Raw genomic sequence first — 20,507 nt, 5'->3', positions numbered from 1 at the left:
AGCCCGGTCAGGCGCGGATCGCGGGTTCCTCGGCTCCCCGCGACCCGGTGACGCGGTAGACGTCGAACACGCCCTCGACCTTGCGGACCGCGCTGAGCACCGACGTGAGGTGCGAGGGCTCGGCCATCTCGAACACGAAGCGGGACAGGGCGACCCGGTCCCGCGACGTCGACACCGACGCCGACAGGATGTTGACGTGGTGGTCGGACAGGACTCGCGTCACGTCCGAGAGCAGGCGACTGCGGTCGAGCGCCTCCACCTGGATCTGCACCAGGAAGAGCTGCGAGCTGGTGTGCGTCCACTCCACGTCGACGATCCGCTCGGGCTGACGCCGCAGCGCGTCCACGTTCAGACAGTCGGTGCGGTGCACCGAGACGCCCGCGCCGCGCGTGACGAACCCGATGATGTCGTCGCCCGGCACGGGTGTGCAGCACTTCGCCAGCTTGACCCACACGTCCTCGACGCCCTTGACGACGACACCCGGGTCGCCCGACCGCACGCGGCGCCCCGTGGCTCCCGGGCGTGCGGCCTCGGCGAGGTCCTCCTCCTGGGCCGGCTCGCCCCCGAGCGAGTGCACGAGGCGCTGCACGACCGACGCGGCCGACGCCTGCCCCTCACCGACCGCCGCGTACAGGGCGGACACGTCCGCGAAGCGCATCTCGTTCGCGAGGGCGACGAGGGCCTCGTGCGACATCAGACGCTGGATCGGCAGGTTCTGCTTGCGCATCGCCTTGGCGATGGCGTCCTTGCCGTGCTCGATCGCCTCCTCGCGCCGCTCCTTGGTGAACCACTGACGGATCTTGTTGCGCGCGCGAGGGCTCTTGACGAACGCCAGCCAGTCACGGCTGGGCCCGGCCGTCTCGGACTTGGACGTGAAGACCTCGACGACGTCGCCGTTCTCGAGCGTCGAGTCCAGCGGCACGAGCCGCCCGTTGACGCGCGCGCCCATCGTGCGGTGCCCGACCTCGGTGTGCACCGCGTACGCGAAGTCCACGGGCGTGGAGCCGGCCGGGAGCGCCTGCACGTCGCCCTTGGGGGTGAAGACGTAGACCTCGGCGCCCGCGATCTCGTCGCGCAGCAGGTCGAGGAACTCCGCAGGGTCAGCGGTCTCCCGCTGCCAGTCGACGAGCTGTCGCAGCCACGTCATGTCGTTGCCCGCGGCGTCCTGCGGCCCGTTGCTCTTGGTGGTCTCCTTGTACTTCCAGTGCGCCGCGACGCCGTACTCCGCGCGCCGGTGCATGTCGTGCGTGCGGATCTGGATCTCGACGGGCTTGCCCCCCGGACCGATCACCGTCGTGTGCAGCGACTGGTAGAGGTTGAACTTGGGCATCGCGATGTAGTCCTTGAACCGGCCGGGGACCGGGTTCCATCGCGCGTGCAGCGCACCGAGGGCCGCGTAGCAGTCGCGGACCGTGTCGACCAGGACGCGCACGCCCACGAGGTCGTAGATGTCCGTGAAGTCACGGCCGCGCACGATCATCTTCTGGTAGATCGAGTAGTAGTGCTTGGGGCGGCCGGTGACGGTCGCCTTGATCTTGGCGGTCCGCAGGTCCGCGCCGACCTGGTCACGCACCGTGGCGAGGTACTCCTCCCGCGCCGGCGCGCGCTCGGCGACGAGGTGGACGATCTCGTCGTAGACCTTGGGGTAGAGCGTCGCGAACGACAGGTCCTCGAGCTCCCACTTGATGGTGTTCATGCCGAGCCGGTGCGCCAGCGGTGCGTAGATCTCGAGCGTCTCGCGTGCCTTCTTCTCGGCAGAGGCGGCCGAGACGAACTTCCACGTGCGGGCGTTGTGCAGTCGGTCGGCCAGCTTGATGACGAGGACCCGGATGTCGCGGGACATCGCGACGACCATCTTGCGGACGGTCTCGGACTGGGCCGCGTCGCCGTAGGCGACCTTGTCGAGCTTCGTGACACCGTCGACGAGCATCGCGACCTCGGGCCCGAAGTCGCTGCGCAGCTGCTCGAGGGAGTACTCGGTGTCCTCGACCGTGTCGTGCAGCAGCGCCGCGACGATCGTCGACGGCGTCATGCCGAGCTCGGCGAGGATGGTCGCGACGGCGACCGGGTGGGTGATGTACGGGTCGCCGCTCTTGCGCAGCTGACCGCGGTGGGCGTGCTCCGCGACGACGTAGGCCTGCTCGATCACCGACAGGTCGGCCTTGGGGTGGTTGGTGCGCACCGCCTGCAGCACCGGCTCGAGCGCCGGGTACGCCGGCACGGACCGGCCCGAGAGCCGCGCGAGCCGCGCGCGCACACGGCTGGTCGACCCCGGCGACGTCTCGCTCTCGTGCGATCCGTTGGCGCCCGTGCCCGCGGTCTGCGCTTCTGCGGGCGCGGGCACGACGGGCACGGGTGACGTCACCGCGTCCGTCCCTGCTCCGAGCTTGTCCGCCATCACCACGCACCCCCTCCCGTCGTCCGGACGAGTCTACGACCGCGGCCCGTCCGGACTGCCATCGGAACGCCTCTCCCGACCCGCGGACGGTCCGGCGTCAGGGCAGTGTCAGGAGTGCGTCGACGTCCCGTCCCGGCAGCAGCGCGCGACCACCGAGGCCCTGGAGCTCGACGAGGAAGCTGAGCCCGACGACCGTCGCCCCGCAGCTCTCGAGCAGCTCCACCGTGGCCGCAGCGGTCCCACCGGTCGCGAGCACGTCGTCGATCACCAGGACGCGCGCGCCGTCGGCGACGGTGAACGGCTGCACCTCGACGGCCGCCGAGCCGTACTCCAGCGCGTAGGACCGGGACGCGACCGGGCCGGGCAGCTTCCCGGCCTTGCGGACGGGCACGACGCCCGCGCCGAGCGCGACCGCGACGGGCGCCGCGAGCAGGAAGCCCCGTGCCTCCATGCCGGCGACCAGGTCGACCGGGCCGTAGACGTGGTCAGCGAGTGCCGCCACCACCTGAGCGAACGCGTCAGCGTCCGCGAGCAGCGGCGTGATGTCCCGGAACTGCACGCCGGGCCCGGGGAAGTCGGGGACCGTCCGCATCAGGCCGTCGACGAGGCGTGCCAGCGCGTCCGGGCCGCCCGACGGGCCGGGCTGCGCGCCCGGCCCGTCCGTGCGCCCGCTCATCGACCCTTGCGCTTCGGCTGGGCCGCGGTGCCCAGGTGGCTCCCGGGCCGAAGCGCGGCCGCAGCCCGCGGCGCCACGGCGACCGTCTCGCCGTCCGCGCCGGTCACGCCCGCGCGTGCCGCCAGCACCTTCGCCGTGTGCTCGCGGATGCGCGGCTCGCGCTCCCGGAGCGTCACCTCCAACGGCGTCGCGAGGAACACCGACGAGAACGTCCCGACGAACATGCCGACGAACAACGCCAGGGCGATGTCGCGCAGGGTGCCCGCGCCCAGGATGAACGCGCCGACGATGAGGATCGACGCGACGGGCAGCAGCGCCACCACGGACGTGTTGATCGAGCGGACGAGCGTCTGGTTGACCGCGAGGTTCGCCCGCTCGGCGTACGTGAACCGCGTCTGGTCCAGCACGTCAGCGGTGTTCTCGCGCACCTTGTCGAAGACGACGACGGTGTCGTAGATCGAGTACCCGAGGATCGTGAGGAAGCCGATCACGGTTGCCGGGGTGACCTCCCACCCGATCGCGGCGTACACCCCGACGGTGAGGATCAGGTCGTGGAACAGCGCGAGCATCGCGGCCGCGGCCATCCGCCAGTTGCGGAAGTACACGGTCATGACGACCGACACGAACAGCAGGAAGACGACGAGCCCCGTGACCGCCTTCTCGGAGACGTCCTGGCCCCAGGTGGGGCCGATGAACGTGCTGGTGACCTGGTCCCCGTCGACGTCGAAGGCCGCGATGAGGCCGTTCGTGACCTCCGTGACCTCGTCGCTCGTGAGCTCCGCGGTCTGGATGCGCAGGGACGAGCCGCCGACCGTCGTGACGCGCGGCACCTCTTCGGGTGCGACCGCCAGCACCGTGTCGGTCGCGAGCTGCTGGTCGGTCGTGTCGATCCCCGACACGACGAACTCGGAGCCTCCACGGAACTCGATCCCGGGGTTCAGCCCGGGCACGATCAGCAGGATGCCCGAGATCGCGACGAGCACCGCCGAGATCAGGTACCAGGTGCGTCGGCGCCCGACGATGTCGTACGAGCGGCGACCCGTGTAGAGGTCGTTGCCCCACTGGGCGAATCCCGTGGCCATCAGCGGTCGCTCCCCTCGGGACGGCCGGTGGTGGGCTCGTCGTCAGTGGTCGTGGGTGGGTCCTGCGGTGGCGCGGAGGCCGTCCCGGCCGCACGTGCGGCGGCGCGCCGCTCGGCGATGGTCAGGCCGGGTGCACCGACCGCGACCGGCTCGCGCGCGGACGCGGAGCCCGTGCGCTGCTCGACGCCCTGCTTCACCCGGCCGCGTCCGGCGTAGCGCGCCACGTCGACGCCCAGCCGACGCGGGTCGAGACCCGAGGCCGGGTGCCCGTCGGCGAAGAAGCGCGTCCGACCGAGCAGCACCATGAGCGGGTGCGTGAACATGAAGACCACGACGAGGTCCACGATGGTCGTCAGGCCGAGCGTGAACGCGAAGCCGCGCACGCCGCCGACGGCCAGCAGGTAGAGCACGATCGCGGCGGTGAAGTTGACCGCGTCGGACGCCAGGATCGTGCGGCGCGCACGCTCCCAGCCCTTCTCGATGGCCGCACCCAGGGAGCGGCCGTCGCGCAGCTCGTCGCGGATCCGTTCGAAGTACACGATGAACGAGTCCGCGGTGATGCCGATCGCGACGATGATGCCCGCGACACCCGGCAGCGACAGGCGGTAGCCCTGCACCCAGGACAGCAGGGCGATGACGCCGTACGTGATGACGGCCGCGACGAGCAGCGAGGCGACCGTGACCAGCCCGAGCGTGCGGTACTGGAAGAGCGAGTACACGACGACGAGCAGCAGGCCGAACACACCGGCCAGCAGGCCCTTCTGGAGCTGCTCCGACCCGAGCGTCGCCGAGATCTGCTGGACGCTCTGCTCCTCGAAGCTGATCGGGAGCGAGCCGAAGTTCAGCTGGTTCGCGAGCGTCGCCGCCGTCTCCCGTGTGAACGAGCCGGAGATCTGCGCCTGACCGTTGGGGATGACCTCGTTGACCGACGGCGCCGAGATCACGAGCGCGTCGAGGACGACCGCGAACTGGTTCAGCGGCGCAGTGCCCTGGCCGGCCAGGCGGGTGGTGACCTCCGTGAACTTCGGCGTGCCGGCACCGGTGAACTCGAGGTTGACGACCCACTGACCGGTCGACGCGCCGGTGGACGTGGCGCCCGTGCCGGAGGTGGCGCTCTTGATGTCGGCGCCGGGGATCTCGACAGGGCCGAGGATGAACTTCGCCGTGCCTTCGACGTCGCACGCGACGACGGCCTTCTCCGGGTCGCCCGGCACGCCGCCCGTCCGGTTCTCCGGCAGCGTGCAGTCCAGCGCCTCGAACTCCTTCTGCACGGCCGGCGTCACGTAGTAGGCCACGTCGCTGGGGCTGTCCGGTGCTGCCTTGGTGGGCTGGTCCGACGGGGCCGCGTCGTCCGTGGCCGGGTCCGCGGTCGGGTCCGCGGTCGGTGCCGCGGCGCCCATCACCAGGACGGGGCGGAACTCCATCTGGGCCGAGGTGCGGACCAGGTCGAGCGTCTCCTCGCTGGGCCGCCCCGGCAGACCGACGACGATCTTGTCGCCACCCTGGCTCGTGATCTCGGCCTCGGCGACACCGGAGGCGTCGACACGCTGCCGGATGACCGCGATCGCCTGGTTGATCGTCTCGGCAGTGACGTCACCCTTCGCCTCGGGCACCGGCTGGAGGATGATCTGCGTCCCGCCCTCGAGGTCGAGCGCGAGGTTCGGCGTGAGGGACGCGTCACCCCATCGGGTACCGGCGAAGATCGACGCGAACAGCGCGACGATCAGCACCGCGAGGGTGACGAGCGTGCGGACCGGCCGTTCACGGCGGCGGGGAGGAGGAGCCAACGGAGTTCTTCTCTCGTGCGCGCACCGGCCGCGGGGACGGCCGGTGGGGTCGGGGCCCGGGCGTCATCGCCCGGGCCAGGGAGTCACTTGCTGTCGCGGTCGCGGCCCTCGTCTCCGGGCGCCGGCGGCTCCGGCGGCAGGGAGGACAGGTCGTCGGGCACGTCCACCACGGGCACGTCCTCGACCACGGCCGGCGCGTCGTCCGCGGTGTCGTCGACGACGACCGGGTCGGACCTGCGGGCGATCGCCGCGCGCAGCCACCGGGTCGAGCTGCCGGGCGTCGACTCGAGCGTCACCACGTCACCGTCGATGGCGGTCACGGTGCCGAAGAGGCCGGAGCCCGTCATCACCTCGTCGCCGACCGCGAGGTTGTTGCGGAAGTCCGCGGCCTCGCGCTGCTGCTTGCGGGAGCGGCTCGACATGAACCACAGCGCCCCGAAGGCGAGCAGCATGATGATGAGGAACGAGATGTCAGGCATGGGGTCGTGGTGCTCCGTAATCGAGTCGGACGTCGGCCGCAGTCTAGGCGCCGCGGCCCGCCCCTCCAACGCGTGTCCGCCCCCGAGGGTTCCCGCAAGCCCGCAGCCGCTCGGGGTCGACGCCCCGTCGGTCAGCCGAACAGCGTGTCGGACGGCGTCGGCACCGGCAGGCCGAGGTGCTCCCACGCGGGCGGCAGCGCGACCCGCCCGCGCGAGGTACGCCCGATGAGGCCCTCGCGCACCAGGAACGGCTCGGCGACCGTCTCCACGGTCTCGGGCTCCTCCCCCACGGCGACCGCCAGCGTCGTCAGACCGACGGGACCGCCGCCGAAGCGGCGGCACAGCGCGTCGAGGACCGACCGGTCGAGCCGATCCAGACCCCGCTCGTCGACCTCGTACACCTCGAGGGCCGACCGCGCGGCGGCGAGCGAGAGCATGCCGTCGCCCCGGACCTGCGCCCAGTCGCGGACACGGCGCAGCAGGCGGTTCGCGATGCGGGGCGTGCCGCGCGAGCGCGACGCGATCTCGGCTGCGGCCGTCGCGTCCAGGGGCACACCGAGGAGCCCGGCGGACCGGACCAGGACCCGCTCGAGCTCGTCATCGGCGTAGAAGTCGAGGTGGCCGGTGAAGCCGAAGCGGTCGCGCAGCGGCGCGGGCAGCAGCCCCGCCCGGGTCGTCGCACCGACCACCGTGAACGGCGGCAGCGACAACGGGATCGCACTCGCGCCCGCACCCTTGCCGACGATGACGTCGACCCGGAAGTCCTCCATCGCGACGTACAGCAGCTCCTCGGCCGGGCGGGCGAGGCGGTGGATCTCGTCGATGAAGAGCACCTCGCCCTCCTCCAGCGAGGACAGCACCGCGGCGAGGTCGCCCGCGTGCTGGATGGCCGGGCCGCTCGTGACCCGCAGCGACGCACCGAGCTCGGCCGCGATGATCATCGCGAGCGTCGTCTTGCCCAGCCCTGGCGGACCCGACAGCAGCACGTGGTCCGGCGCGCGCCCGCGTCCCATCGCCGCCTGCAGGACCAGCGAGAGCTGGTCGCGCACGACGCGCTGCCCGACGAACTCCTCCAGCCGCCGGGGGCGCAGCGCTGCCTCCGCGGCGCGCTCCGGCTCGTCCGCGGCAGGACGCACCAGCGACTCGGCGCCGTACGGCTCGCCCTCGTCGTCGCTGACGCCCACCTCGATGCGCGGCGACCCCGCGTCACGCACGTGCGCTGCCCAACGACCGCAGCGCCGCGCGCAGGACCCCCGGGACCTCGTCGGCACCAACGGGCGCCGGCGAGCCGTCGAGCACCGAGCCGACCGCGTCCTGCGCTGCGCGCAGTGGCCAGCCGAGTCCCACGAGCGCCTCGACGACCTGCTCGCGGTGGTCCGCCGACGACGACGCGGCAGCAGCGCCTGCCGTCGGCGCCGGCGCACCGAGCCGCTCCCCCAGCTCGAGCACGATGCGCTGCGCGCCCTTGCGCCCGATGCCTGGCACCCGCATCAGTGCCGCAAGGTCCTCCTGGGCGACGGCCCGACGCAGCCCGTCGGGCGTGTGCACGGCCAGCATGGCCAGGGCGAGCCGCGGGCCGACGCCGGAGACGGTCTGCACGGTCTCGAACACGTCGCGCTCGTCGTCGTCGGCGAAACCGAAGAGCGTCAGCGCGTCCTCCCGCACGACGAGCGACGTGAACAACCGGCCCGGCTGCCCGACGCGCAGCCCCGCGAGCGTGGCCGGCGTCGCCTGGACGAGCAGGCCCACACCCCCGACCTCCACGACGGCGGCGTCCAGCCGCACCGCCAGCACCGTGCCGTGTACCGACGCGATCACCGCGCACTCCTCCCGTCGACGACGGCCACACTGTGCCACACCAGGCGAACAGGTGTACGAACGACACGCGTCATGCGCGTCGCCGGGCCGCCTGCTCCGCCGCCGCCCACTGCCGCTGCGCGGTCGTCAGTCCCCCGGGCTCGCGCTGGGGCGCGCCGAGCGCCCCCGCAGGTCGCCACAGGTGGCAGATCGCCAGGGCGAGGGCGTCCGCCGCGTCCGCGGGCCGCGGCACCTCGGACAGGCCGAGCAGCCGCGCGACCATGGTCTGGACCTGCGCCTTGTCGGCGCGGCCCGACCCGGTGACCGCCGCCTTGACCTCGCTCGGGGTGTGCAGCGCGACCGGGATGCGCCGCCGCGCGGCGGCGACCATGGCGAGGCCCGCGACCTGGGCCGTGCCCATCACGGTGCTGACGTTGTGCTGGGCGAAGACCCGCTCCACCGCGACGGTGTCGGGCGCGTGCTCCTCGAGGCACTCCTCGAGCGCACGCTCGATGAGCAGCAGGCGCTGGTCGACGTCGAGCGCCGGGTCCGAGCGGGCGACCGACACGTGGACCAGGCGCGCGCGCCGCCCCGGCAGGGAGTCGACGACGCCCAGGCCGCAACGGGTCAGGCCGGGGTCCACTCCGAGCACGCGCACCGGGTCATCGTCGCAGCAGCCCGGCACACGACGGGCCCCGCCACACCGGTGGCGGGGCCTGTCGGCACGCGCGGACGCGTGCCGTGCGTCACTCGGCGTCGAGCTCGGCCATGACCTCGTCGGACGCGTCGAAGTTCGCGAAGACGTTCTGCACGTCGTCGGAGTCCTCGAGCGCGTCGATGAGCCGCAGCACCTTGCGCGCGCCGTCCGCGTCGACCTCGACCTGCGTCGAGGGCCACCACACGACGTCGGCCGAGTCGTAGTCGATGCCGGCGGCCTGCAGCGCCGAACGCACCGGGACCAGGTCCGTGGCGGCGCTGATGACCTCGAACGACTCACCGAGGTCGTTGACCTCCTCGCCGCCCGCGTCGAGCACCGCCTCCATGACGGCCTCCTCGTCGGTGCCCTCCTTGGGCACCATGACGACACCGCGGCGACTGAAGATGTACGCGACGGACCCCGGGTCCGCCATCTGGCCGCCGTTGCGGGTGAATGCGACGCGCACGTCGGACGCAGCCCGGTTGCGGTTGTCGGTCAGGCACTCGACCAGCACGGCGACCCCGCCCGGGCCGTAGCCCTCGTACGTGATCGACTGGTAGTCGGCGCCGCCGGCCTCCTGGCCCGAGCCTCGCTTGACGGCCCGGTCGATGTTGTCGTTGGGGACGGACGACTTCTTGGCCTTCTGGATGGCGTCGAAGAGCGTCGGGTTGCCCGCGGGGTCACCGCCGCCCGTGCGGGCGGCCACCTCCACGTTCTTCACGAGCTTGGCGAAGAGCTTGCCGCGCTTCGCGTCGATGACGGCCTTCTTGTGCTTGGTGGTGGCCCACTTGGAGTGACCCGACATGACTCGTTACCCCTTCGTCTCCGCTGGTCCGCCCGCGTCGCTCCCCTCGGCACCGCCGTTGCGGACGGGTCGGGGGTCGCCGCGACGTCAGAGGCTGTCGCGGACGATCTGCACGAACAGTCGGTGCACCCGCGGGTCCCCGGTCACCTCGGGATGGAACGAGGTCACGAGCGCCGGGCCCTGGCGTACCGCGACGATCCTACCGGCGGCGGGGCCGTCCGCGACGCGGCCCACCACGGTGGCCGCGGGTCCGACCTCCTCCACCCAGGGGGCCCGGATGAAGACCGCGTGGACGGGGACCTGGGCGCTGTCCTCGATGCCGTCGACGACCAGGTCGGTCTCGAACGAGTCGACCTGACGACCGAAGGCGTTGCGACGCACCGTGATGTCGACGCCACCGAGCGTGCGCTGACCATCGATCCCGCCGATGACCCGGTCGGCCAGGAGGATCATCCCCGCGCACGAGCCGTAGGCCGGCATGCCTGCTCGCAGCCGCTCGCGCACCGGCTCGTCGAGCTCGAACGCACGCAGCAGCTTGTCGATGGTCGTCGACTCCCCGCCGGGGATCACGAGCGCGTCGACGGCGTCGAGCTCGGCCGGGCGGCGCACGCCCACCGCGTCGACTCCGAGCGAGGTCAGGACGGCGACGTGCTCACGCACGTCGCCCTGCAGTGCCAGGACACCGATGGTGGGACTCACGGTCGCCGATCCTAGGCGGCGACGGCCGTCAGGCCGTGACGCTCCCGGTGTGACCGGTCGGGACGTCTCACTCGCGCATGAGGCCGAGGTGCCGCGGCGCGCCGTCCCACACCAGGACGTCCCGGACCAGGTCTGCCAGGCCGGCGGGGAAGACCTCGATCTCGACGCGGGCCAGCTCGTCGAGGTCCCACCACCGCAGCTCGTCGATCACGTCGCGTTCCACGTCGGTCCAGCCGTCGCGTGTCAGCGCGAGGTCGGTGCTGCGCACCCGGGCCAGGAACAGGTCCTCGTGCTGGCGGCACGTGCGGGCCGCGAAGTCGAACAGCGCGGAGCGCGTGTAGACAGGCCCGACCAGCTCGCCCGGGTCGAGCACGATGCCAGTCTCCTCGCGGACCTCGCGCACGGCGGCGGACCGCGCGTCCTCCCCGGCGTCGATGCCCCCGCCGACGGTGAACCACCACGAGCGGTCCGGGGCGTCCACGTCGTGGCCGCGGACGAGGAGCACCCGGTCGTCCTCGTCCAGCAGGATCACGCGTGCCGCGTCACGGGTCAGCACGCCGTCGGGTCCGGGCTGCCACTGCGGCCCCAGGACCAGAGCGGGGCCGCCACCGTCGGCGCCTGCGCGCTCGACGGGGGCGGCCCCGGTGCCCTGCGGGTCCGGCTGCGGGTCGGGCGTCGTCACCAGCCCCGCTCGGCGAGGCGGTGCGGGACGGGCACGTCGTCGACGTTGATGCCGACCATGGCCTCGCCCAGGCCCCGCGAGACCTTGGCGATCACGTCCGGGTCGTCGTAGAACGTCGTGGCCTTGACGATGGCGGCCGCGCGCTCCGCGGGGTTGCCCGACTTGAAGATGCCGGAGCCGACGAACACGCCCTCGGCACCCAGCTGCATCATCATCGCCGCGTCCGCGGGGGTCGCGATGCCGCCGGCGGTGAACAGCACGACGGGCAGCTTCCCGGCCGTCGCGACCTCCTTGACCAGCTCGTACGGCGCCTGCAGCTCCTTGGCGGCCAGGTACAGCTCGTCCTCGGGCAGCGACGTCAGGCGGCGGATCTCGTCGCGCAGCGTGCGCATGTGCGTCGTCGCGTTCGAGACGTCGCCGGTGCCGGCCTCACCCTTCGAGCGGATCATCGCCGCGCCCTCGGTGATGCGGCGCAGCGCCTCGCCCAGGTTGGTCGCACCGCAGACGAACGGCACGGTGAACGCCCACTTGTCGATGTGGTGCGCGAAGTCGGCGGGCGTGAGCACCTCGGACTCGTCGACGTAGTCGACACCGAGGGACTGCAGCACCTGCGCCTCGACGAAGTGACCGATGCGGGCCTTGGCCATCACGGGGATGGACACCGTCGAGATGATCCCGTCGATCAGGTCGGGGTCGCTCATGCGTGCGACGCCGCCCTGGGCGCGGATGTCGGCGGGCACCCGCTCGAGCGCCATGACGGCGACCGCGCCGGCGTCCTCGGCGATCTTGGCCTGCTCGGGGGTGACGACGTCCATGATGACGCCGCCCTTGAGCATCTCGGCCATGCCGCGCTTGACCCGCGCGGTTCCGACCTCGCCGGCAGCGCCGGGCTGGGGGTTCTCGGTCACGTCAGACCTCTTCGATCCGTGGTTTCGGGACGCGCGGCGCCTGCAGGGTCGTGCGCTGCAGGGCGGGACCGACGGCGCCGGCCGCCGTGGTCGGGACGCGCTCATCCTAGGTCGTCGCCGTACGGACGCGGAGGGGGTGCCCGTCACGCGGACGCGCCGTGCGTGCCGAGACGTCAGGCCTCGACGCCGTGCGTGCCGGGCCGCGCCTGGCGGGAGCCCTCACCCGGGCGCGGGAGCCCGTGCGGCCAGGCGTCGTCGAGCTCGAGCGTGCGCGGTTCCGGCGCGTGGCCGGCGAGGCGCAGGAGCCGCACCACGACGCCGCGGCGCACCCGCTGGGTCTGTGCGACCGCCTCGTTGTGAAAGCGTCGCGCGAGCTGGACCCGGTACCACGCGGCTGCGAGATCCTCGAGCAGCCGACCGCCCAGCGGGTCCTCGGCCAGGGCTGCGACCTCGTCGGGGTCGTCGAGGATCTCCCGCAGGGCCGCCGTGAGGTCGCTCTCGACCTGGGCGCGGTCCACGGCCTCGTGGACCGACGCCGTGGTGTCCAGCTGGTCGCGCAGGTCCGCGGGCAGCAGCCTGGCGGGGACGTCCCCCGCGTGCGCGAACGTGAGCGACCGCCAGACCGCCTCGTCGACGACGAGCGAGCTCGCCGGGTCCAGCAGCCCGCTCGTGGCGAGCTCGGCCGCGACGGACGCGCGCCGCACGAGCTGGGCGTCCACGACCGCGCGCGACGCGGCGACCTTGCGGTGCAACCGGTCGAGGCGGCTCGCGCGGACCCACACCAGCCACAGCAGCAGCACCACGACACCGACGACGACGGCGACCAACGTGCCGTCCGACCAGCCGCTCATGCCCGACCCCTCCGGAACTCGATCAGCCGGGCGCCACGCAGGGACGACGGGTCCTCCCCGACAGGTGCGTCGCCGCCCGCGACGGCCATCTCGTACACGGCGAGCACCTGGTCCGTGACGGCCGACCAGTCGTAGCGGCGCACGACGCGCGAGGCGTGCTCGCTCACGCGGGAACGCAGCTGCGGGTCACCGAGGACGCGGACCAGCGTCGCACCGAGGTCGGCGGCGTCGCCGTTGCGGAACAGCACGCCCGCCTCACCGTGGTCGAGCACCCGGGAGAAGGCCCCGAGGTCGCTGGCGACCACGGTCGTGCCGGCGCTCATGGCCTCCACGAGGACGATGCCGAAGCTCTCGCCGCCGGTCTGCGGCGCGCAGTACACGTCCACCGACGCGAGGAGCCTGGCCTTGTCCTCCTCGCTCACCCCGCCGAGGAACTCGACGGCCCCGGCACGCGGGCCGAGCACGTCGCGCGCCTGCTCCTGCCCCGTCTCGCCGCTGCCGGCCACGAGGACCCGCGCGCCCGGGTAGGTGTCGAGCACGGTCCCCACCGCGCGCAGCAGGACCGCCAGGCCCTTGCGCGGCTCGTCGAGGCGCCCGAGGAACGCGATCGTGGGGGCCTGCGGCGTGCCCGTCCAGCGCGGGTCGGTCCCGGCGTTCGCGAACGTGTCGACCCACACACCGTTGGGGATGACGACCGCGTCGCCGCCCAGGTGCTCGACGAGGGTGCGGCGCGCGTCCTCGGACACCGCTATCCGCAGGGAGATCTTCTCCAGCGACTGCCGGACGAGCGGGTACGCCATCTGCAGCGGACGCGAGCGCACCAGCGACGTGTGGAACGTCGCGACGACGGGACCGTCCGCGATCCACAGCGCGAGCATCCCGAGACTCGGCGTGACCGGCTCGTGCAGGTGCAGCACGTCGAACTGCCCCGCGGCGAGCCACCGGCGCACGCGGCCCGCCGTGACGGGCCCGAAGGTCATGCGGGCGACCGACCCGTTGTAGTGCACGGGCACCGCCCGGCCGGCCGCGACGAGGTACGGCGGCACCGGGGTGTCGTCGGCCGCGGGAGCGAGCACCGACACCTCGTGACCGCGCCCGATGAGCGACTCCGCGAGGTCCCGGACGTGGAACTGGACCCCGCCCGGCACGTCGAACGAGTACGGGCACACGATCCCGACGCGCAACGGACGCCCCCCGGTCACGACGCGCTCCCGACGTCCAGGACGTCGCCGCCCGACGCACCCTGGTCCGGGTCCTCGGCACCGGACGCGGTGGCCGCGGCACGCCGCGCGGCGTCCCGTTCCGGGTCCAGGTCCGCGACGAACACGCGCTGCAGCATGTGCCAGTCCTGCGGGTGGGCGTGGATCTCACCGGCGAGGACGTCGACCCACGCCTGTGTCATCGCGGCGACGCGCGCGCCGCGCGGGAGGTCGGCGTCCGCCTCGACGGGCGCGTGGAACCGGACCACGATCCCCCACGGCCCACCGGCGGCGCGCCGCCGCTCGCTGCGCAGCCGCTCGTAGTGGATCGAGGCGGGGACCAGCGTCGCACCGGTCGTCACCGCGAGCGCCGCGGGACCCGCGGCGACGCGGGCACGGTGCCCGAACAGGTCGACCTCGAGCCCCTTGGCGGTCAGGTCCCGGTCCGCCAGGAGCGGCAGCAGGCCGGGGCCGGTGCGCGCGACGCGCACGAGACGGCGGAACACGTCGCCCGACCCGCTCAGGGGGATGATCCGCAGGCCGATGCTCTCGCGGAAGGCGGTGAACTCCTGGTACAGCTCCTCGGGCCGCAGTCGCTCCGCGACGGTGGTGACCGGGGCGACGTGGCTCGTGGCCCAGGCGCCGGCCATGTCCCAGTTGCCCGTGTGGCCGAGTGCGAGCACGACCTGGCGTCCCGCGTCGAGGTCCGGACGCAGGTGCTCCATGCCCTCGACGCGCACGCGCGCGGCGAGCTGCTCGGTGCTCAGGCCGCGCAGCGTGAAGGCCTCGCCGAAGTACCGCAGGTAGGAGCGCATGCCGGAGCGGGACAGCCGCCGCAGCGCGCGCGCGTCGAGCTCGGGGCGCACCCGCGCGAGGTTGGCCTCGAGCCGGCGCACGCCGTCGCCGTGCCGCCACCAGGCCACGTCGGCAGCGGTCGTCATCGCGGCACGCACGAGCCATCCGGGCAGGCGGTGACCGACGCGCCAGGCCAGGTGGTAGGCGCGCGCGACGTCGAGGCTCACGGCGCCGCCTGCCGGACCTGGTGCCGCACGGTGGCCATGCGCTGCACGACGGTGACGGCCGAGGCCACCGTCAGCAGCGCGAGCACGACCGTCATGACGGTGTCGGGAAGCCCGGCCCCGACGAGGACGGTCGCGACGAGGACGGCGAAGAGCCGGTCCGCGCGCTCGGCGATCCCGACCGCGGCCGTCATGCCGAGACCCTCGGCACGTGCACGGGCGTAGGGCACGATCGAGCCGAGCACGAGGCACGCGAGGGCGAGCACGGCGTTCGGGCGGGAGTCTCCCGCGCCGGTGTACCAGAGCACGAGACCGGCGAAGATCGCGCCGTCGCCGAACCGGTCGAGCGTCGAGTCGAGGAACGCGCCCCACGGCCCGCTGCGGCCCGATCGCCGCGCCATGACGCCGTCGATCGAGTCGGTGAGGGTGAACACCGCGATGAGCAGCCCGCCCAGCAGCAGGTGCCCGGTCGGGAACGCCCACAGCGCGGTGACCACGACGACGAGCGTCCCGGTGATCGTCACGGCGTCCGGGGAGACCCCGGCCCGCAGGAGCGCGTCGGCGAGCGGCGTCCACAGCCGCGTCATCACGCCGCGCAGTCGGCTCAGCACGGGTCGGTCGTCCCTTCGGTGGCGGGCCAGGCGGCGGCGAGCGCCGCCCGGGTGTCGCCGAGCAGCGCGGGCAGCGCCCGGGTGCGCGCGACGATCGGCAGGAAGTTGGCGTCGCCGCCCCAGCGTGGCACGACGTGCTGGTGCAGGTGCGCCTGGATGCCCGCACCGGCGACCTGGCCCTGGTTCATGCCGAGGTTGAAGCCGTCGGGGGCCATGACGTCGCGCACGACGCGCATGGCCGTGCGGGTGAGCGCCGCGACCTCCGCCACCTCGTCGTCGGTGAGGTCGGTGTAGTCCGCGACGTGCCGGTACGGGCACACGAGCAGGTGCCCGGAGTTGTACGGGTACAGGTTCATGACGACGAACGCGACATCGCCACGACGCACGACCAGGCCCTGCTCGTCGTCCAGCGTCGGGATGCGGCAGAACGGGCACCCGTCACCGGGCGCGTCGTCGGCGGGCTTGTCCTGCCCGCCGATGTACACCATGCGGTGCGGCGTCCAGAGCCGGTCGAGCCCGTCCGGGGTGCCGGCGAAGGCGCCGGCGGGCTCGACCTGCGGGTCGTCGGGCAGGTTCACGGGTCAGACCTGGACGCGGTCGCGCACGGCCGCGACGATGCGCTCGATCGCCTCGTCGACGGGCACGCCGTTGTCCTGGCGGCCGTCGCGGTAGCGGAACGAGACGGCACCGGCCTCGGCGTCCTCACCACCGGCGATGAGCACGAACGGGATCTTCTGCGTCGAGGCGTTGCGGATCTTCTTGCCGAAGCGGTCGTCGGACCGGTCGACCTCGGCACGGATCCCCTGCGCCCGCAGCCGGGAGACGACCTCGTCCAGGTACGGCTCGAAGGGCTCGGCGACGGGCACGGCCAGCACCTGCACGGGTGCGAGCCACGCGGGGAACGCACCGGCGTAGTGCTCGGTGAGCACCGCGAAGAACCGCTCGATGGAGCCGAACAGCGCACGGTGGATCATCACCGGTCGCTGGCGGGTGCCGTCGGGCGCGGTGTACTCGAGCTCGAAGCGCTCCGGCAGGTTGAAGTCGAGCTGGATGGTCGACATCTGCCAGGTGCGCCCGATCGCGTCCTTGGCCTGCACCGAGATCTTCGGGCCGTAGAACGCGGCGCCGCCCGGGTCCGGCACGAGGTCGAGCCCAGACGCCTCGGCGACCTGGCGCAACGTCTCGGTCGCCTCCTCCCAGACCTCCTCGGAGCCCACGGACTTCTCCGGGTTGCGGGTCGACAGCTCCAGGTAGAAGTCGTCGAGCCCGTAGTCCTTCAGCAGGTCGAGAACGAACGTGAGCAGGCCGGTGAGCTCGTCCTTCATCTGGTCACGGGTGCAGTAGATGTGCGCGTCGTCCTGCGTGAAGCCACGCGCGCGGGTCATGCCGTGCACGACGCCGGACTTCTCGTACCGGTAGACGGTGCCGAACTCGAAGAGCCGCAGCGGCAGCTCGCGGTACGAGCGCCCGCGCGAGGAGAAGATCAGGTTGTGCATCGGGCAGTTCATCGGCTTGAGGTAGTAGTTCTGCCCCTCGCGCCGGACCGTGCCGTCCTCGTGGTACTCCGCGTCGAGCTGCATGGGCGGGTACATGCCCTCGGCGTACCAGTCGAGGTGCCCGGAGATCTGGAAGAGCTGCTCCTTGGTGATGTGCGGGGAGTTCACGAACGAGTAGCCGGCCTGCACGTGCCGGCGCCGCGAGTACTCCTCCATCTCCATGCGGATGATGCCGCCCTTGGGGTGGAACACCGCCAGGCCGGACCCGATCTCCTCGGGGAACGAGAACAGGTCGAGCTCGTTGCCGAGCTTGCGGTGGTCGCGGCGCTCCGCCTCGGCGATGCGCTCGAGGTACGCCTTGAGCTCGTCCTTCGTGGGCCACGCGGTCCCGTAGACGCGCTGCAGCTGCGGGTTCTTCTCCGACCCGCGCCAGTAGGCGGCGGCCGACCGGGTCAGCTGGAAGCCGTTGCCGATGAGCCGGGTGCTGGGCAGGTGCGGCCCGCGGCACAGGTCCTGCCACACGACGGCCTCGGACTCGCGTCCGGCGCCGCGCACGTTCTGGTAGATCGACAGGCCGCCCAGGCCGACCTCGACGGACGCGCCGTCGGTGCTGCCGGCGTCGCCCTTGAGGCCGATGAGCTCGAGCTTGTACGGCTCGGCCGCGAGCTCCTCACGCGCCTGCGCCTCGGTGACGTCCCACCGCCGGAAGGTCTGCCCCTCCTTGACGATGCGGCCCATGACCTTCTCGATCGCCTTGAGGTCCTCGGGGGTGAAGGGGGTCTCGACGTCGAAGTCGTAGTAGAAGCCGTCGGTGATCGGCGGGCCGATGCCGAGGCGGGCCTTCGGGTTGACCTCCTGCACGGCCTGCGCCAGGACGTGCGCCGCCGAGTGCCGCAGCACCGAGAGCCCGTCCGGGGAGTCGATGGTGACGGCCTCGACGGTCGCGCCGGCGGGCAGCGGCGCTGCGAGGTCCTTCAGCTCGCCGTCGACGCGCACGACGACGACGTCACGGCGGTCGGCGTACAGCTCGGTGCCCGTCGTGCCCTGCGCGACCGGGGTCTCGACGCCGTCGACGGTCAGGGTGATCTGCTCGGGCACGCTGCGCCAGCTCCTCGGGTCTGCCCGCTCCGCGTGTCGCGGCGGGTCGGCGGTCGCCGACACGGGCCTGGTCGATGCTACCGACCACCGCGTCCGGCGACGCACCGTCGGTCCCGCCCCGTGGTCCGGTTCAGCCCGGTGCGGGGGCGCCCGGCAGGTCGTGGGGCACGTGCGCGTCGAGCTCGGCGAGCCACGCGGCCACCGACGCGTCGGACGGCATCCGCCAGTCACCGCGCGGCGACATCGTGCCGCCCGCGCTGACCTTGGGCCCGTTGGGCAGCGCCGAGCGCTTGAACTGGCTGGCGAAGAAGCGCCGCAGGAACACCTCGAGCCAGCGGCGCACCGTCGGCAGGTCGTAGGCGGGGCGACGGTCGTCCGGCCAGGCCGGGGGCCACGCGCCCGCCTGCGCGTCGTGCCACGCGTGCCACGCGAGGAAGGCGATCTTGCTGGGACGCACGCCGTACCGCAGCAGCTGGAAGAGCGCGAAGTCGTGCAGCGCGTACGGGCCGATGGTGTCCTCGGTCGACTGGATCCGCTCACCCTCACGCGTCGGCACGAGCTCCGGGGAGATCTCCTGGTCCAGGACCCGCAGCAGCACGGTGTTGGTGGCGTCGTCGAAGTGCCCCTCCGACACGACCCAGCGGATGAGGTGCTGGATCAGTGTCTTGGGCACGCCCGCGTTGACCGCGTAGTGCGACATCTGGTCGCCGACCCCGTACGTGCACCACCCGAGCGCGAGCTCGGACAGGTCGCCCGTGCCCAGGACGATGCCCCCGCGCTGGTTGGCGGCACGGAACAGGTAGTCGGTGCGCAGGCCGGCCTGCACGTTCTCGAACGTGACGTCGTAGACCTCCTCGCCCGCACCTGCGGGGTGCCCCAGGTCGGCCAGCATCTGACGTGCGGCGGGGCGGATGTCGAGGGTCTCGGCGGTCGTGCCGAGCGACTCCATCAGCGCCAGCGCGCTGGCCTTGGTGCTCTCGCCCGTCGCGAAACCCGGCATGGTGAACGCGAGGATGTCGCTGCGCGGGCGACCCAGGCGGTCCATCGCGTTCGCGGCGACGATCAGTGCGTGCGTCGAGTCCAGGCCGCCCGACACCCCGATGACGACCTTTGCGTCACCGACCGCCCGCAGACGCTGCTCCAGGCCGCTGACCTGGATGTTGTAGGCCTCGTAGCAGTCCAGCGCCAGGCGCTGCGGGTCGTCGGGGACGAAGGGGAACCTGTCGACGGCACGCCGCAGCCCCACGTCGCCCGTCGGCGGCTCGAGCGTGAAGGCGACCGTCCGGTGCGACGCCCCGGCCGGCGGCATCCCCAGGCCGCGCCGGTTGTCGTCGAACGTGCCCGTGCGCAGGCGCTCCTGACGCACGCGGTCGAGGTCGACGTCGCCCACCGTGAGGACGGTGCCGTCGACGAACCGCTCCCCCTCGGCGATCAGCTCCCCCAGCTCGTAGAGCATCGTCTGACCGTCCCACGACAGGTCCGTCGTCGACTCCCCCTCCCCCGCGGCTGCGTAGACGTAGGCGGCCTGGCACCGGGAGGACGCCGAGCGCACCAGCAGCCGGCGGTCCTCGGCGCGTCCGACGGTGATCGGGCTGGACGACAGGTTGACCAGGACCGTCGCACCGGCGAGCGCTGCGGTCGCACTCGGCGGTACGGGCACCCAGAGGTCCTCGCAGACCTCGACGTGCATCACCAGGCCGGGCACGTCGGTCGCAGCGAACAGCAGGTCGGGCCCGATCGGCGCGTCCTGGCCCGCGATCGTCACCGTGCCACGCACGTCGTCACCGGGCGCGAACCAGCGCCGCTCGTAGAACTCCCGGTACGTCGGCACGTAGGACTTGGGTGCGACGCCCAGCACGCGTCCGCGGTGGACGACGACGGCGGTGTTCAGGACCCGGTTGCCGTGCGCGAGAGGTGCTCCGACGACGATCACGGGGCGCAGGTCCCGGGACGCGTCGACGACCTGCACCAGCGCGGCCTGCACCGCGTCGAGCAGCGCGTCCTGCAGGAAGAGGTCGTCGATGGCGTACCCGGACAGGCACAGCTCGGGCAGGACGGCCACCGCCACCGCGTCGTCGTGGCACGCGCGGGCCGCGTCGATGACGGCGGCGGCGTTGCGTGCGGGGTCCGCGACGGTCACCGGCACGGAGCACGCGGCGACCCGGGCGAACCCGTGGGAGTAGGCCGAGAGGAAGTCCACAGCGCGAGTCTGGCACGGTGGCG

19 protein-coding genes are annotated in these 20,507 nt (G+C 72.7%); all 19 read right to left on the bottom strand.

Features of this window, described 5'->3' with window-relative positions:
• Nucleotides 1-7: 7 nt before the first annotated feature.
• Nucleotides 8-2,398 carry a RelA/SpoT family protein gene (locus tag NP048_RS09125; protein WP_284439732.1) on the bottom strand — a complete coding sequence of 797 codons (2,391 nt, stop codon included), beginning with the start codon at nt 2,396-2,398 and terminating at the stop codon, nt 8-10.
• Between the two features lie 97 nt (nt 2,399-2,495).
• Nucleotides 2,496-3,074 (bottom strand): adenine phosphoribosyltransferase, encoded by a 579-nt coding sequence (locus NP048_RS09120; protein WP_227578675.1) that lies wholly within the window; start codon nt 3,072-3,074, stop codon nt 2,496-2,498.
• Entirely contained in the window at nt 3,071-4,156 is a 1,086-nt protein-coding gene (gene secF, locus NP048_RS09115) for a protein translocase subunit SecF (RefSeq protein WP_227578674.1), read from the bottom strand. The genes NP048_RS09120 and secF overlap by 4 nt, the downstream gene beginning before the upstream one ends.
• Complete coding sequence (gene secD, locus NP048_RS09110; protein ID WP_227578673.1) at nt 4,156-5,943, bottom strand: protein translocase subunit SecD; 1,788 nt, start codon at nt 5,941-5,943, stop codon at nt 4,156-4,158. The genes secF and secD overlap by 1 nt, the downstream gene beginning before the upstream one ends.
• An 83-nt stretch (nt 5,944-6,026) precedes the next feature.
• Nucleotides 6,027-6,422: a preprotein translocase subunit YajC gene (gene yajC / locus NP048_RS09105; RefSeq protein WP_227578672.1), complete on the bottom strand. Its 396-nt coding sequence runs from the start codon at nt 6,420-6,422 to the stop codon at nt 6,027-6,029.
• Nucleotides 6,423-6,553: 131 nt separating this feature from the next.
• A complete protein-coding gene (gene ruvB, locus NP048_RS09100) occupies nt 6,554-7,606 on the bottom strand; it encodes a Holliday junction branch migration DNA helicase RuvB (RefSeq protein ID WP_227578770.1) in 1,053 nt (350 codons plus the stop codon).
• 22 nt (nt 7,607-7,628) lie between these two features.
• A complete protein-coding gene (gene ruvA, locus NP048_RS09095) occupies nt 7,629-8,240 on the bottom strand; it encodes a Holliday junction branch migration protein RuvA (protein WP_227578671.1) in 612 nt (203 codons plus the stop codon).
• Between the two features lie 70 nt (nt 8,241-8,310).
• Nucleotides 8,311-8,877 carry a crossover junction endodeoxyribonuclease RuvC gene (gene ruvC / locus NP048_RS09090; protein WP_227578670.1) on the bottom strand — a complete coding sequence of 189 codons (567 nt, stop codon included), beginning with the start codon at nt 8,875-8,877 and terminating at the stop codon, nt 8,311-8,313.
• Between the two features lie 88 nt (nt 8,878-8,965).
• On the bottom strand, nt 8,966-9,721 hold the full coding sequence (locus NP048_RS09085; RefSeq protein WP_227578669.1) for a YebC/PmpR family DNA-binding transcriptional regulator: 756 nt from the start codon (nt 9,719-9,721) through the stop codon (nt 8,966-8,968).
• An 87-nt stretch (nt 9,722-9,808) separates the two neighbouring features.
• Nucleotides 9,809-10,420, bottom strand: coding sequence for a pyridoxal 5'-phosphate synthase glutaminase subunit PdxT (pdxT, locus tag NP048_RS09080; protein ID WP_227578668.1), 612 nt, complete (start codon nt 10,418-10,420; stop codon nt 9,809-9,811).
• Between the two features lie 67 nt (nt 10,421-10,487).
• A complete protein-coding gene (locus tag NP048_RS09075; protein WP_372456853.1) occupies nt 10,488-11,102 on the bottom strand; it encodes an NUDIX hydrolase in 615 nt (204 codons plus the stop codon).
• A complete protein-coding gene (pdxS, locus tag NP048_RS09070; protein WP_227578667.1) occupies nt 11,099-12,010 on the bottom strand; it encodes a pyridoxal 5'-phosphate synthase lyase subunit PdxS in 912 nt (303 codons plus the stop codon). Before pdxS ends, NP048_RS09075 begins: the two co-directional genes overlap by 4 nt.
• A gap of 173 nt (nt 12,011-12,183) precedes the next feature.
• Nucleotides 12,184-12,861 carry a hypothetical protein gene (locus NP048_RS09065; RefSeq protein ID WP_227578666.1) on the bottom strand — a complete coding sequence of 226 codons (678 nt, stop codon included), beginning with the start codon at nt 12,859-12,861 and terminating at the stop codon, nt 12,184-12,186.
• On the bottom strand, nt 12,858-14,045 hold the full coding sequence (locus NP048_RS09060; protein WP_227578768.1) for a glycosyltransferase family 4 protein: 1,188 nt from the start codon (nt 14,043-14,045) through the stop codon (nt 12,858-12,860). The genes NP048_RS09065 and NP048_RS09060 overlap by 4 nt, the downstream gene beginning before the upstream one ends.
• A gap of 14 nt (nt 14,046-14,059) precedes the next feature.
• Entirely contained in the window at nt 14,060-15,082 is a 1,023-nt protein-coding gene (locus tag NP048_RS09055; RefSeq protein ID WP_227578665.1) for a phosphatidylinositol mannoside acyltransferase, read from the bottom strand.
• The gene (gene pgsA, locus NP048_RS09050; RefSeq protein WP_227578664.1) at nt 15,079-15,690 is read right to left on the bottom strand and encodes a phosphatidylinositol phosphate synthase; all 612 of its coding nucleotides are present in this window, start codon (nt 15,688-15,690) and stop codon (nt 15,079-15,081) included. The genes NP048_RS09055 and pgsA overlap by 4 nt, the downstream gene beginning before the upstream one ends.
• On the bottom strand, nt 15,684-16,268 hold the full coding sequence (locus tag NP048_RS09045) for an HIT family protein (protein ID WP_227578663.1): 585 nt from the start codon (nt 16,266-16,268) through the stop codon (nt 15,684-15,686). The genes pgsA and NP048_RS09045 overlap by 7 nt, the downstream gene beginning before the upstream one ends.
• 3 nt (nt 16,269-16,271) lie before the next feature.
• Nucleotides 16,272-18,284 carry a threonine--tRNA ligase gene (gene thrS, locus NP048_RS09040; RefSeq protein ID WP_227578662.1) on the bottom strand — a complete coding sequence of 671 codons (2,013 nt, stop codon included), beginning with the start codon at nt 18,282-18,284 and terminating at the stop codon, nt 16,272-16,274.
• A gap of 130 nt (nt 18,285-18,414) precedes the next feature.
• Complete coding sequence (locus tag NP048_RS09035; protein ID WP_227578661.1) at nt 18,415-20,484, bottom strand: NAD(+) synthase; 2,070 nt, start codon at nt 20,482-20,484, stop codon at nt 18,415-18,417.
• Nucleotides 20,485-20,507: the final 23 nt, after the last annotated feature.

The organism is Cellulomonas xiejunii, assembly GCF_024508315.1.
In the GTDB taxonomy this organism is placed as follows: Bacteria; Actinomycetota; Actinomycetes; order Actinomycetales; family Cellulomonadaceae; genus Cellulomonas; species Cellulomonas xiejunii.
This window is presented reverse-complemented; position numbering and strand designations above follow the sequence as displayed.

What these genes read in the sequence shown, in the direction of transcription:
- NP048_RS09065 (WP_227578666.1), bottom strand. Translation starts at nt 12,861, where the DNA reads ATGAGCGGCTGGTCGGACGGCACGTTGGTCGCCGTCGTCGTCGGTGTC.
- yajC (WP_227578672.1), bottom strand. Translation starts at nt 6,422, where the DNA reads ATGCCTGACATCTCGTTCCTCATCATCATGCTGCTCGCCTTCGGGGCG.
- NP048_RS09120 (WP_227578675.1), bottom strand. Translation starts at nt 3,074, where the DNA reads ATGAGCGGGCGCACGGACGGGCCGGGCGCGCAGCCCGGCCCGTCGGGC.
- NP048_RS09125 (WP_284439732.1), bottom strand. Translation starts at nt 2,398, where the DNA reads ATGGCGGACAAGCTCGGAGCAGGGACGGACGCGGTGACGTCACCCGTG.
- NP048_RS09085 (WP_227578669.1), bottom strand. Translation starts at nt 9,721, where the DNA reads ATGTCGGGTCACTCCAAGTGGGCCACCACCAAGCACAAGAAGGCCGTC.
- secF (WP_227578674.1), bottom strand. Translation starts at nt 4,156, where the DNA reads ATGGCCACGGGATTCGCCCAGTGGGGCAACGACCTCTACACGGGTCGC.